The following is a 13148-nucleotide window of genomic DNA, read 5'->3' on the forward strand; positions in this document are numbered from 1 at the left end:
ATGGTTCAGAAACTTGAAACCCTGATCGAAAGCGCATCACAAACCGCTGGGCCATATGTGCATATCGGTCTGATGCCAAGCTACACCGGAAATGGTCAGATCTATGATCATGAGCTGGGCCACAGCCCGATTGAAGATGGTGCCAAGGGTGAGATCATTGAAATCACCGGTGAGGTCTTTGACGGCACAGGTTGGGCGTTGCGCGATGCGCTGATCGAAAGCTGGCAACCCGATGCGGCGGGTAATTTCCCGGGCAATGAGGGTGCAGACCCTGCCGTCAGCGGATGGTGCCGTTTCGCAGCGGATGCCGATAGCGGCGAATTCACATTGCGCACGGTAAAACCTGGTAAGGTCGCACTGCGCGGTGGCGGGTTCTCGGCGCCGCATATTTCGCTGTGGATCGTGGCGCGCGGGATCAACATTGGCCTGCAAACCCGCATCTATTTTGAAGATGAGGATAACTCCGGTGATCCGTTGTTGTCGCGTATCGAGCAGGCACCACGGGTGCAGACCCTGATCGCGAAAAAAGTCGCGGATGGCAAATACCGCTATAACATTCGCCTTCAGGGCGAAGGGGAGACGGTGTTCCTTGACATCTGATCTTAGTCCTTCGGGGGTGTTTGATCATCCGTGGCTTGGTGGCGGTTTCCATGATGCACAGATCGCGGCGCTCTGGTCTCCAGAGCGCCAACTGGCGCAGATGTTGGCGTTTGAAGCCGCATTCAGCCGCGCGATGGGACGTGCTGGGTTATTTGATGCTGATTTGGCTGCGCAAGCGGCGGATATGATCCCGACCGTGACATTCGATATGGCGCAATTGCGTGCAGGCCAGGAAAGCGACGGCGTTGTTATTCCGGCGCTTGTGCGTGGACTGAAGGCTGCGCTGGGTCCGGCAGGGGCGGCGGTTCATAAGGGCGCGACATCGCAAGACGTGATCGACACTGCGATGATCATGAGCCTACGCGACACGTTGGTAATGTGTCGGCAGCGTCTGGTGACGTTGCACGCGTCATTGCTGGAGTTGGATACGCGTTTTGGGCCGGTTGCATTGATGGGGCGCACCCGGATGCAGGCGGCGACCCAGATCACCGTGGGGGACCGTATCGCGCCGTGGTATATGCCACTGACCGATCACATCGCGCGCATTGATGCGGTGATGGGGCGGGTGGCCAAGATTCAGCTTGGTGGTGCCTCTGGCGATCGCAAGGCGCTTGGCGACAAGGCTGATCAGATCGTGGCTGATATGGCGCGTGCGCTGGATCTGGATCCCGCACCTCGGGCGTGGCATGCGATGCGTGACGGCGTGGCCGAAGCGGCGTCTGTGTTGTCGCTGATCACCGGCACGCTGGGCAAAATGGGGCAAGACATCTGCCTTATGGCGCAGCAGGGCATTGGTGAGATTACCATGTCCGGCGGCGGTGGCTCCTCTGCGATGCCGCATAAGCAAAACCCGGTTTTGCCAGAACTTTTGGTGACATTGGCCCGGTTTAATGCGGTGCAACTGTCGGGCATGCATCAGGCCCTGATCCATGAACAGGAACGTTCTGGCACTGCCTGGACGTTGGAATGGATGTGCCTGCCCGGTATGGCGCAGGCCACAGGGCGCGCAGTGACAGCCGCACAAACAATCGCCCAACGTATTGAGCGGATTGGATGAAAAAAGTCGGACCGGGTGTCAGGCCCGGTCCGAGCATGGCGTTTGCGGAATCGGTGTTCCGGGTTTGAGCACGGACAGCATGATCGTACGCGTGACTTCTGCGCGCAGCGCGTCTTGCCCCGTATCGGTGTAAAATTCAGTCCCGAAATTATAGGAAAATGTGATCCGGTTGGCGACGTTGAACACGCTTGCCGCCGAAATTTGCCAGTGAATGCGCAAGGGATGCACGTCTTCGCGAAACAGGCCTGCGGCCACACCTGCCTTGCAGATCCGGTCTAAAAGCAGAACCGCTGGTTTGTTCATATGCGGCATTTCGGCCATGTCTTGCATATGGCGCCCGCCATGGATGTTTTCGATCATGACCAGGCGGATGAAATCGGGATTGGCCCGATGATGATCAAAGGTGAATTGGATCAAACGTTGAAGCGCGACATCGGGGGCAAGGTCATCGACTTTTAGCTCCAGCTCGCCTTGGCGGACCTCGGCATAGGCGTCTTCCAGAACAGCTTGATACAGCGCTTCTTTGTCCTTGAAGTAATAAAACACCATGCGTTTGGATGTTTTCGTCCGCGCAGCGATGTCTTGTACACGCGCCCGAGACAGGCCGTGTTCCGCAAATTCCTGACGTGCAGCGGCTAGAATATCGGCCTTAACGGCCTCTGGGTTTTGTTTCCAGCTGCGTGGTTTTACCGGCTCGTTCATAACTTTCTCCCCCCTTACTATAACCAACAATACAGCAAATGGTCCTGCGGGTTCAATCCTCTTGACGATGTATTGGGGAGTCGTCTATGTTTATTTAACTCGTCGGTTCATTTGGAGGGAATCGATGTGGGAGGAGATCGAAATGACACGACCAACACCAGATGATGCGACACTTTTGGCCGGCTTGATCGGTAAGGGCATCAGCCAATCGCGCACGCCTGCTATGCACATGGCAGAGGCAAAAGCGCAGGGCATGACAGGTTTGTATGTCAAGCTGGATATGGACGATCCCAAACGTGCGGATCTGACGCTAGAGCAGATGGTGCTCGCGGCAGAGGCTGCTGGTTTTGACGGTTTGAATATCACTTATCCCTATAAGATTGACATAATCCCGCTTTTGGATGAGCTGGCTGAAACAGCCAAATTTGTCGGCGCGGTGAATACTGTTGTCTTCAAGGACGGCAAGCGCGTGGGTCACAATACCGACCTTACCGGCTTTGCCGAAAATTACCGCCGTGGCCTGTCCGATGCCCCCAAAGAGCATGTATTGCTTGTTGGTGCTGGCGGGGCAGGGGTGGCGGTTGCGCATGCGCTGGGTCAGTGTAATGTGACGCGATTAACAATTATGGATGTTGATCCAGCGCGTGCGCAAGCTTTGGCAGATCAGGTTGCGGGCAATTGCCCTGACATGGTCGTGGGGGCTGTATCCAGTGTCGATCAGCTTGACGGAGAAAACCGCCCCGATGGTTTGGTGAATGCCACCCCGATGGGCATGGCAAAATTGCCGGGCATGTGTGTGCCTGCCGCCTTTCTTGGCCCCGATATGTGGGTGGCCGATATCGTATATTTCCCGCTTGAAACTGAGCTGTTGCGCACCGCGCGCGCGCTTGGCTGCCGGGTCTTGCCAGGTTCAGGCATGACCGTATTTCAGGCTGTGCGGGCCTTTGAATTGTTCACGGGGCGCAGTGCCGACCCTGAACGGATGAAAGCGCGTTTTGACGCTTTTGATACCTGATTTCTGCTGAAACCAGCAGATGACGAACGCAATCTAGGGAGGATTTCATGCGTTTTACCCTTACCACCACCGCGGCTGTTGCAGCCCTGACGATTGGCCTTGCAGCATCGGCACAGGCGCAGACCATCCGTGTTGCCCATGTTGACCCTGACGAATGGACCGGTTCGAAGAAAGGTGCAGCGGCACATATCTTCAAGAACATCGTCGAAGGTGAAACCGATCTGACGGTTGAACTGTTCCCGGCGGGCGCGCTTGGCAATGAAGATGAGCTGATCGGCCAGGCACAAGAAGGCCTGACCCAAGTCGCAATCGTTTCCGGCGCGATGTCCAAAGTGTGCCCCGCTGCGTCGGTTCTGGATATTCCTTACACCTTCTCTTCGGCGCCTGTCGCATGGGAAGTCCTGGACGGTGAATTCGGTCAGGCCCTGGCAGAGCACTGCCGTGAGCAGACCGGCTTGCGCACGCTGGCCTATGGTGAAACCGGCTTCCGCAACTTCACCAACTCCAAACAAGAGATCAAATCGCCTGCCGATATGGAAGGTCTGAAATTCCGCGTTCAGCCGATCCCATTGTATATCGAAATGGTTAAGGGCCTGGGCGGCGAACCGACTCCGATCGCTTGGACCGAACTGCCAAACGCACTGTCGACCGGTGTTGTCGACGGTCAGGAAAACCCTGTTGGCACGATCTACAACAACGGCCTGCACAAGCTGCAAAAATACATGACGCTGGACGGCCACGTCTATGGTGCCGATTTCATCGTCATCTCGGATGAGTTCTATGAGAGCCTGTCGCCTGCGGATCAGGAAGTTGTCAGCAAAGCGGGTAAAGTTGCCGGCCTGATGGGCCGTGCGATTCAGCAATGGAACACCGCCGATGGCGTCAACAAAGTTCAGGCTGAAGGTATGGAAGTTTATTCGCCCACCGCAGATGAAATCAAAGCTTTTGCGGACAAAGCACAGCCGGCAGTTGTCGAATACCTGCGTGACGAATTGGGTGATGACGCTGAATGGATCGACCGTCTGCAGACGGCTGTGTCCAACACCAACGGCTAATCGCCCCTGTTTCCAACATTGGGCCGGCCTGTAACGGTCGGCCCGATTGCGTATAAAAGGACCCGTTCAATGCAAGCGCTGATCAACGGGGTCCGGCGCATTCTCGGCTTTGCAGCCGGTCTGTCGATGGCCCTTGTCTTTTCTATCATCTTTATCAACTCATTGCGCCGTTATATGGTCGGGCAATCGGTTCCATGGGGTGAAGAACTTCCGATTTATCTAACGATTTACGGCGTGATGTTTGGTCTCGCGCTTGGGTATCTGGGCGATAATCATATCCGCTTCACGATCTTGATCGACATGATCTCCAAAAAGACCCGTGAATGGCTGTTTCTGGCAGTTGATGTCATCACCTTCGCGTCGGGTTTGGGCTTGGCTTATGCAGGGCATGCCTTTGCGATGCGGCGTGGTTCGGTGGATGCGTCGGGGCTGAAATCAACCGGACGTTGGTTGGCCGAAACCACAGGTATCGATGCGCTGGTGTGGATTGGTAAGGTCGGCACCTGGCAATATGCCATTGCCATTGGCGGTGTGCTGTTGGCCATTGCGGCTGTTTTGAAATTCATTGAGCGTCTTGGCACGCTGCGGAGGCTGTAAGATGGTGTTCGTTCTTCTTATTGCGGGGCTTTTGATCGGGGTTCCTATCGCGGTTGCCATCATTGCCGCCCTGTTGGTGTTCATGGCGACGGGCGAAGCGCCCTATGCAATGCGCATCGTTGCGACGGAAATGTTCAAAGGCCTGAACTCATTCCCGCTGCTGGCGATCCCGCTGTTCGTTCTTGCCGGTGAGGTGATGAATGAATCCGGTATCACAGGCCGTATCATCGGCTTTGCGAATGTGATCGTGGGCCGGATGCGTGCAGGCTTGGCGTTGGTCAATATCTGGGCATCGGTGATTTTCGCGGGCCTGTCGGGGTCTGCGGTTGCAGATACATCGGCCATTGGCCGCGTGTTCATCCCTGAAATGGAAAAGAATGGATATGATCGTGCATTTTCCGCAGCGTTGACGGCGGCATCCTCGGTCATCGGGCCTATCATCCCCCCGTCCATCCCGGTCATCATCTATGCGCTGATCGTATCGGGCGTTTCGGTGCCGGCGCTGTTCATGGCTGGTGTTGTTCCGGGGATCTTGTTGGCGATTTTCCTGTCCATATATGTGATGCTGACAGTGAAGGTCGATGCCAAGATGCAACAGACCGCGCTGAACCAAACCCCTGCGGGTAAGGCGCTTTTGGCGGGGATTTTGCCGCTTTTGATGCCGGTCTTCGTGGTCGGGTCGATCCTGTTGGGCATCGTGACCCCGACCGAAGCTGCCAGCTTTGCCGTGGCGTACGCGCTGTTCCTGGGCGTCTTTGTGTATCGCAACATTCAGATCAACCGCTTGCCGGCCCTGTTCCGCGATGCGATGCGCGACAGCTCAATCATATTGATCATCATTGCCACTGTTTCGGCGGGCAACTGGTTGCTGACCTATAACCGCGTGCCAAATATGTTGACCGACTGGGTCTTGACCAATGTCGACAGCCAGACTGCGTTCTTGTTGGCCGTGATTGTCTTGTTCCTACTGGTTGGCCTGTTCTTGGAAGGTATTGCCGCGATGCTGGTCCTGGTGCCGATCTTGCACCCGATTGCAGTCAGCCTGGGGATTGATCCAATTCACTTCGGTATCTTGGTGATCTTCAATCTGATGATCGGCTTGATCACACCGCCGCTGGGTCTGTGTCTATTCGTGGCCGAAGGCGTGGCGCAGGTGGGCATGGCCCGCTTGATCAAAGCGATCATGCCGTTCTTCTTCGTCGAGGTGCTGGTCCTGTTGATCCTGACCTTCGTGCCGCAGACGGTTACCTTCTTGCCAACTATTCTCGGCTATTGATCTGAAACCTGCTCGAACCATCTTAAGGGAAATTCTATGAAAACCTCTATCGCGACCGTTTCGATTTCCGGTTCCTTGCCTGAAAAACTCGATGCTATTGCGAAAGCAGGCTTCTCTGGAATTGAGATATTCGAGCAGGATTTCATTGCACATGATGGCGGCCCGCGTGATGTGGGCCGCATGATCCGGGATCATGGTCTGGACATCACCTTGTTCCAACCATTTCGTGATTTTGAATGCCTGCCGGAGCCAGAGCGCACGAAAGCCTTTGACCGGGCACGGCGCAAGTTTGAACTGATGAATGAGCTGGGGACCGATCTGATCTTGATCTGCTCCTCGTGCCATCCACGGTCTTTAGGCGGGATTGACCGGGCCGCCGATGATCTGGCGCAACTGGGCGATCTGGCGAAATCCATGGGCGTGCGTGTCGGGTTTGAGGCGCTGGCCTGGGGCCGCCATGTCAACGATCATCGCGATGCGTGGGAAATCGTGCGCCGCGCCGATCACGATCAGGTCGGCATTATTTTGGACAGTTTCCACACGCTGGGACGCGGGATTGATCCTGAAAGCATCCGCTCCATCCCCGGTGACAAAATCTTCTTTGTGCAGCTGGCCGATGCGCCTAAGATCGATATGGATCTGCTGTATTGGTCGCGCCATTTCCGCAATATGCCCGGTGAGGGCGATCTGGACGTGCAGCGCTTCATGCAAGCGGTCTGCGCTACGGGCTATACCGGGCCGATCAGCCTTGAGATTTTCAATGATCAGTTCCGCGGTGGCAATCCGCGCACCATTGCGCAAGATGGCTATCGTTCGCTTGTCGCGCTGATGGATGATGTCAGCCGCGTGGAGCCGGTCAAAGGGTTTGACCTGCCAACCATCCCGGAACGTGTGGCGACCGATGGCGTGTCCTTTGTGGAATTTGCGGTGCAGGGTGCCGAAGTTGCAAACCTGTCGGAATTCCTGACCACGTTGGGCTTCACCAAAGCTGCGCGTCACCGCAATAAGGCGCTGGAGCTGTGGCAGCAAGGCGATGCGCGGATCGTGCTCAATTGTGAAACCGAAGGTCATGCGGCGCACGCGTGGAATGCGCGTGGTACATCGGTATGTGATATCGGCCTAAAGGTCGCTTCGGCAGAGGATACGGTCGCGCGGGCGACAGTCTTGGGCGCGGATATGTTTGAACAGCCATTAGCACCGGGTGAAATGAAATTGCCCGCCATTCGGGGGCTGGGTGGCTCTGTCTTGCATTTCATCGGTGACGCAGAGGGCGGCGCGCGCGTTTGGGATGTGGAATTCGAGCCCGTTGAAAATGCCAGCCTTGCCGACACCGGCGTTCAGGCAATTGACCATTTGGCCCAAACCATGAGCTATGATGAGATGCTTAGCTGGGCGTTGTTCTACGGCACGCTGTTTGACATGAAAAAATCCCCGATGGTCGATGTGATTGACCCCGATGGGTTGGTGCGCAGTCAGGTTGTGGAAAATGACGATGGCTCGTTCCGGCTGACGTTGAACGGGGCGGAGACACATCGCACCCTTGCGGGCGAATTTCTGGCGCGCAGTTTTGGCGCCTCGGTTCAGCATATTGCGCTGCGCAGCGATGATATTTTCCGCACGGTTGAGGCACTGGAGGCCCGCGGGTTTGAGGCGCTGCAAATGTCTGAGAATTATTACAGCGATCTGGCCGCAAGGTTTGATTTTCCACCCGGTCTGATGGAGCGGATGCAGGCGCATAACATCTTGTTCGACCGTGACGATCGTGGTGAATTCTTTCAGGTCTTTTCGCAGCGTGTGGCGGGTGGCGTGTTCTTTGAATTCGTCCAGCGTGCGAATGGCTATCGCGGTTTTGGCGGTCCGAATGCGCCGTTCCGTATTGCCGCGCAAAAGCGCCTTGGCCGGACCAAAGGCATGCCAGAGCATTAAGCCCTGGCACTGCCATTTTTGATTTAACCGTTCGCAGCGGCCCCGGATGTTTCCGGGGCTTTTGTCTGCGCGATGGCCGCGCTCACCACAACCGACATGCCTGGTGCAAGCTGTGCGGCAAGGGCCTGGTTGGGATCAATCGTGATCCGCACTGCCAATCTATGGGCCACTTTCACAAAGTTTCCGGTCGCATTGGAGGACGCAAGGATGCTGAACTCTGACCCTGTGGCGGGGGCAAATCGTTCAATTTTTCCGGTCAGCACCGCATTATTTAGCGCATCTACCGTGAATGTAACAGGTTGACCGATTTCAATCCCGGCAAGCTGCGTTTCCTTGAAATTCGCCACGATCCAGATCGTGTTGGGAACGATGGACATCAAACGGGTTCCCGCCGAGACATATTGCCCGGTATGGGCCGAGACCGCGCCCAACGTCCCATCGACAGGTGCGACGATTTTCGTATGCGATAGGTTGATCTGGGCCAGAGCCACCGCAGCTTCTTGTTGTTTCACCGCGGCCGCCAGCGCGGCATGTTGCGAGATAATAGAATTGACGGTTTGCTGTGCCACTTCGACTTCGGCTTTGGCCTGTGACAACGTCGCTTTGGCCTGTTCATAAGTCAGTTTTTCGGCATCGGCATCTTGTTGTGTGATCACGCCGCGTTTGATCAACGCATCGGAGCGGTCAAGATTGGCTTTTTCGGTGTTTAGCGCCGCCTGCGCCGAGGCAACGCCGGCCTGTGCGGATGCCAGCTGCGCCTGGTCGGTGCGCCGGGTCTGTTCCAGAGCAGACACATTGGCCTGTGCCGCTTCCAGCTGTGCCTGTGCCTGTGCCAGGCTTTGACGGTAGCTGGTGTCATCGATTTGAAGCAGAAGATCGCCTTTCTTGACCTGTTGATAATCTTGCACCGGAACATCCGCGACATTTCCCGCCACCTGAGACGAAATATAGGTGACCTGACCGCGCACATAAGCGTCATCGGTCAGGCGCGTGGTCTGTTGAAACGGCGGCAGGTTCCATGCGTATAAAATTCCCAAAACACCGCATAGTCCGATAAGGACGGCGACGATTGTGGCAATGTGGCGGCTGATGGTATTCATGATGTTTGCTCCCCTGCGCTGGGTTGGTTGGCGGTCGAACGGCGCGCACGGTCGGCGTCGATTGCGATATGGATAAGAAGGGCCAGCAAAGTCACGCTGGCGGCGAGTGCCGTTGTGGCAAACGCGTCGTTATAGGCAAGAACAGTTGCCTGAGTGCTGGCAGCACTGGCAAGCTGTGCGCTGGCTTGCGCGCTGCTAAGGCTGGCGTCACCGATCACTGGGCTTAGCTGTTGGGCGACGGCGCTGATACGGTCTGTCACCTGCGGATCGGTGGCAGGTAGCCCGGCATACAGATCGGCCAGATGCTGCGCGCTGCGGATTTTGATCCCGGTTGCAAACAGCGCGCTGCCCATCAATGCGCCCAGCTTCTGTGTCACCAGAAAGATGATGATAAAGTTCAAGATATAGTCACGCCCCTTGGCAAATGCCGCCATAAATCCGCGCATCATCGCGGGGGGTAGGAACAGGCCAGAGGCCAGGCCGATCATCCCTTGTGACAGGTAGAATTGTTCGGGCATCGCGGCAGATGTTGACTGGCTATCCAGGATCGATCCCGCGATCAACAGCAACAATGCGACAACGTGGAACCACGGCTCTCGTCCCGGTTTCATCGTGACGGCACAGATCAGCCCACCCAGCGCGGTGCCCGCTGCGATCACAATCCACAGCCCAGCCATCTGACTGTTTTGATAGCCAAGCGCGGTGAGGTATTTCGCGGCGCCGCCACCTTGTTCGCTTAGCAAAAAGCGAAACAGCAAGATCGCACCTGCAAAATGCAGATTGGCCGGGCTGGTGATCCAGCGAATGTCCAATAGCGGCGCTTTGCGGTTCAGCTCAATCACCACCGAAATCGCGATGGCGGCAATGGCGGCGGCCAGCAACCAGCCGATCCACATCTGCGTCAACCACCAATAGGTTGCGCCCAGTGTAAAGACCACGGCCATTGATCCCATCCCAAAGGCCAATAATGTGAAGGAGATCAAATCAGCTGACTCCAGCACTTTACTACGCGGGGGGGACGCCAGCGGGAGCAGATAGATCAGGCCAAACCCGATTGCTGCCAGTGACAGTTCCACATTGGTTAACCCATGCCACAAACCCATGTCCAACAGATAGGGCGATACCAACCGCGTCAGCGGACTGCCCAGAAATATCAGCGTCAATGCACATGACAGGCCCAGCGTGATCTTGCGTGCCGGGGGCAGGGGCTCAAGCATATATAAAAATGCCAGTGAGGTCATCGGCGCGGCGGCAACGCCGGATAAGAAGCGCACCGCGACATTGGGTATCAAGCCTTGGGCCGCATAGTTTAACAAAGCGGCCAGCAAAAAACCAAGGATCGACAGCTCGGCAAAATTGCGCAACCCATACTGCGCCCTGATTTTCACCAAGGCCACAGATAACGACACATTCGGTGCCATATAGGCGGCAACCAACCATGAGGTCTCGGCCAAAGTCGCGCCAAACGTTCCTTGCAATTGCTGCACATTGGCGGACACGATATTTTGCCCAAACCCCTGTGCCAGCGCCAACACGACAGCGGTCAACATATAGCCTGCTGCGCGCAGCGAGCTGATGGCAGGGGGGGGCGGTGGCGGTGCAGCGGTGGTATCATCTGCCATCACGCCACCTTTGATGCATTGACAAGAACTTTGGCCAGCACGTCGCGCGCCGTTTCCAAATCTTGCGGGGGTATCCCTTCTGTCAGTTCCATGCGCAGTTTACGCGTCATCGCCAGAACCACGGCCGCCTGATCTTGTGCGGCGGGGGTCAGATGCACATTCCGTTGCCGGCGATCTTTTGGGGCAATTGTGCGCGTTACAAGCCCGCAGTCCTCCATCGCCTCTAGCAGGCGCGCCATTGTGGGCGGTTCGACCTCCATCGCCTCGGCCAGTTCGGATTGCCCGATTGTGTCTTTGGTGGTCAGTTGCAGCAGGATGCGGGCGCGCGCATATGTCAGCCCGTGCTCGGCTGCACGCCCATCAAACACTGTGCGCATCTTGCGGGCGATGGTGACCAGATCCCGGAAGAACCCGGCGCGAAGAGTGGACTGTCGCATCACAACACCTTTAGCCTGCTAACGATTGTCATGCTATCTAATTCGGCAAGGCGCGGCTGGCAAGCGTTCGTGGCATCACAGTGATGAGAGACCGCGAACAACCCCGCGAAATGGCAGGGCAGGGCGAGATGAAGGGGGCAGATGCGCAAGTGATGCCTAGCGCAGGCAGCGCCTACGCGTCTTATGGCACTTCAGCGAGGGGCTGACACATGGGCAGCCACCGCTTTTACAGGATCATTCAGCTGCAGGTGATCTCTGGATCAGCCTCAAGTTCGACGCCATCCACATAAATGACCTCAGGCATGTCGAAATGCAGTGAAAACATGTTGGTGTGCGCAGAGACTTCCGCGACATAGCGGCCGTCTTTCAACATTGCGACTTCGATCAAAACCTGATCCCGACCAAACAATGCTTTAGCACGCCAATCCCGCAGCAAAACCCGGGTCTCCGACCCCAGCAACAGATCCTGTCCGGGCCGGCCATGGCCAAGTGACCCGGCTTGAACGCGAATCATCGGCGCCTCAACCTGGGTAACAGTCACTGCGCGTAACACACGCGCCCCGGACCGGGTGATGACCCGATCACCAGGCGTAAGATATTCAACCGGAAGATCACCTTCCAGCGTCGATACCGTCGCCCCCTGCGCAATCCCGGTCAAAACGACCATATCCTGCGCAAGCTGCATATCTTCCAAGCCGGTGGACACAGTCCGACCGTTGTCTTGTGTAAACCTATGTACCATTCGCCCGACCTGCTCTGCCTGAACTTTGATTTTTATGATTATTTATTTTAATTACGTCGATAACGGGGCAAGCTCGAGTTTTTTTGACTTTCCCTCTTCCTTCTACCGTAAAGCGTTGCTAAAAGGCCGCTCAGTGCGGGTGTGGCGGAATTGGTAGACGCACCAGATTTAGGTTCTGGCGCCTTTGGCGTGGGGGTTCGAGTCCCTTCACCCGCACCATATTGAAATCGTTGATCATTTTCTGAGTTCTCCGTTTGTGGACGCTCCGAAACTGGAACAGTTTCGCAATTTTTTTCGCACTTTCCCGGTTTGTCTTTGTTTCGTTCCCGCTTCTGCTGAGCCCGTTTCGACGCCTTTTTCTGATCCGCGCCTGAGGCATATTTCTGCGCCATATCAAGGGTTTTGTGCCCCGTGACTGACTGAATATCGCGGATATCGACTCCCGCTCCGCCAATTCTTTGGCCGCCGTGTAGCGCCATCCGTGCGGCACCAACCGGTCATCCCCATCCTTGACGCCATTCGATTCGCGCACGTCCTCTACGACCTTCTGCACTTGCCGCTTGCCAAGTGGTTCAGTCGCATTCTTGGCAAGAATGTGGTCCCCGCGTCGGGGAAGCCCCGCGAGATATGCCTGCAACCGTGCCGGGCAATAGACCTCTATTTTCACGTTGGTTTTCTGCTGGATGACCAACATGTACTCGCCGTCGAAGTCATCCCACTTCATCGCAACGCAATCGCCAAGCCGCTGCCCCGTACCAATTGCAAGCTCATAGATGGTGTGAGCGACCGACAGGCCGTGCTCTTCGCAGTGCCGTTCATAGGCTTCCAGTTTGGCCATAGGCCACGCCTGGTAGGAGCCCCCCTGAATCGCCGCGGGTTTACCGGAGACCTATAGCTTCATTTCACGCGACCATATCGAGCACGTCGCGCTGTGCATAGAAGTTCTGTTCAGCCTCTGCTGGCGGTATGTTTCCGATAGGGCCGAGCAAGCGCCGGTGATTAAACCAATCGACCCAGCC

General features: G+C 56.4%; 12 protein-coding genes, 1 tRNA gene and 1 pseudogene. 8 read left to right on the top strand and 6 right to left on the bottom strand.

Annotated elements, in window-relative coordinates; genetic code table 11:
• Both pcaG and BFP70_RS00300 read left to right on the top strand, forming a co-directional pair.
• Positions 1–600, top strand: coding sequence for a protocatechuate 3,4-dioxygenase subunit alpha (gene pcaG / locus BFP70_RS00295; RefSeq protein ID WP_066009043.1), 600 nt, complete (start codon positions 1–3; stop codon positions 598–600).
• On the top strand, positions 590–1657 hold the full coding sequence (locus BFP70_RS00300) for a 3-carboxy-cis,cis-muconate cycloisomerase (protein WP_066009044.1): 1068 nt from the start codon (positions 590–592) through the stop codon (positions 1655–1657). The genes pcaG and BFP70_RS00300 overlap by 11 nt, the downstream gene beginning before the upstream one ends.
• An 18-nt stretch (positions 1658–1675) precedes the next feature.
• Here the strand turns inward: BFP70_RS00300 and BFP70_RS00305 are convergent, their stop codons facing one another.
• Positions 1676–2359 carry a TetR/AcrR family transcriptional regulator gene (locus tag BFP70_RS00305; protein WP_066009045.1) on the bottom strand — a complete coding sequence of 228 codons (684 nt, stop codon included), beginning with the start codon at positions 2357–2359 and terminating at the stop codon, positions 1676–1678.
• Positions 2360–2501: 142 nt separating this feature from the next.
• Between BFP70_RS00305 and BFP70_RS00310 the strand changes: the two genes are divergently transcribed.
• The 5 genes from BFP70_RS00310 (at position 2502) to BFP70_RS00330 (ending at position 8228) form a co-directional block, all read left to right on the top strand.
• Positions 2502–3374, top strand: coding sequence for a shikimate dehydrogenase (locus tag BFP70_RS00310; RefSeq protein WP_066009062.1), 873 nt, complete (start codon positions 2502–2504; stop codon positions 3372–3374).
• A gap of 47 nt (positions 3375–3421) precedes the next feature.
• Positions 3422–4429, top strand: a complete 1008-nt coding sequence (locus BFP70_RS00315; protein ID WP_066009046.1) for a DctP family TRAP transporter solute-binding subunit — start codon at positions 3422–3424, stop codon at positions 4427–4429.
• Positions 4430–4498: 69 nt separating this feature from the next.
• Positions 4499–5026 (top strand): TRAP transporter small permease, encoded by a 528-nt coding sequence (locus BFP70_RS00320; protein ID WP_066009048.1) that lies wholly within the window; start codon positions 4499–4501, stop codon positions 5024–5026.
• A 1-nt stretch (position 5027) separates the two neighbouring features.
• A complete protein-coding gene (locus tag BFP70_RS00325) occupies positions 5028–6302 on the top strand; it encodes a TRAP transporter large permease (RefSeq protein ID WP_066009049.1) in 1275 nt (424 codons plus the stop codon).
• Positions 6303–6338: 36 nt separating this feature from the next.
• Positions 6339–8228, top strand: a complete 1890-nt coding sequence (locus BFP70_RS00330; protein WP_066009050.1) for a bifunctional sugar phosphate isomerase/epimerase/4-hydroxyphenylpyruvate dioxygenase family protein — start codon at positions 6339–6341, stop codon at positions 8226–8228.
• A gap of 23 nt (positions 8229–8251) precedes the next feature.
• On the opposite strand, the gene BFP70_RS00335 is transcribed toward BFP70_RS00330, so the two are convergent.
• The 4 genes from BFP70_RS00335 to BFP70_RS00350 form a co-directional block, all read right to left on the bottom strand.
• Complete coding sequence (locus BFP70_RS00335) at positions 8252–9328, bottom strand: HlyD family secretion protein (RefSeq protein WP_141693045.1); 1077 nt, start codon at positions 9326–9328, stop codon at positions 8252–8254.
• A complete protein-coding gene (locus BFP70_RS00340) occupies positions 9325–10950 on the bottom strand; it encodes a hypothetical protein (RefSeq protein ID WP_066009052.1) in 1626 nt (541 codons plus the stop codon). The genes BFP70_RS00335 and BFP70_RS00340 overlap by 4 nt, the downstream gene beginning before the upstream one ends.
• Positions 10950–11387 (bottom strand): MarR family winged helix-turn-helix transcriptional regulator, encoded by a 438-nt coding sequence (locus BFP70_RS00345; protein WP_066009054.1) that lies wholly within the window; start codon positions 11385–11387, stop codon positions 10950–10952. Before BFP70_RS00345 ends, BFP70_RS00340 begins: the two co-directional genes overlap by 1 nt.
• 238 nt (positions 11388–11625) lie before the next feature.
• The gene (locus BFP70_RS00350) at positions 11626–12129 is read right to left on the bottom strand and encodes a Hint domain-containing protein (RefSeq protein WP_083217261.1); all 504 of its coding nucleotides are present in this window, start codon (positions 12127–12129) and stop codon (positions 11626–11628) included.
• Between the two features lie 135 nt (positions 12130–12264).
• Between BFP70_RS00350 and BFP70_RS00355 the strand changes: the two genes are divergently transcribed.
• A tRNA-Leu gene (locus tag BFP70_RS00355) sits at positions 12265–12348 on the top strand.
• A 280-nt stretch (positions 12349–12628) separates the two neighbouring features.
• Here the strand turns inward: BFP70_RS00355 and BFP70_RS21535 are convergent.
• A pseudogene (locus tag BFP70_RS21535) lies at positions 12629–12967 on the bottom strand (tyrosine-type recombinase/integrase); the annotation flags it as partial.
• Positions 12968–13148: the final 181 nt, after the last annotated feature.

It is taken from the genome of Thioclava sp. SK-1, assembly GCF_001705665.1.
GTDB lineage: Bacteria > Pseudomonadota > Alphaproteobacteria > Rhodobacterales > Rhodobacteraceae > Thioclava.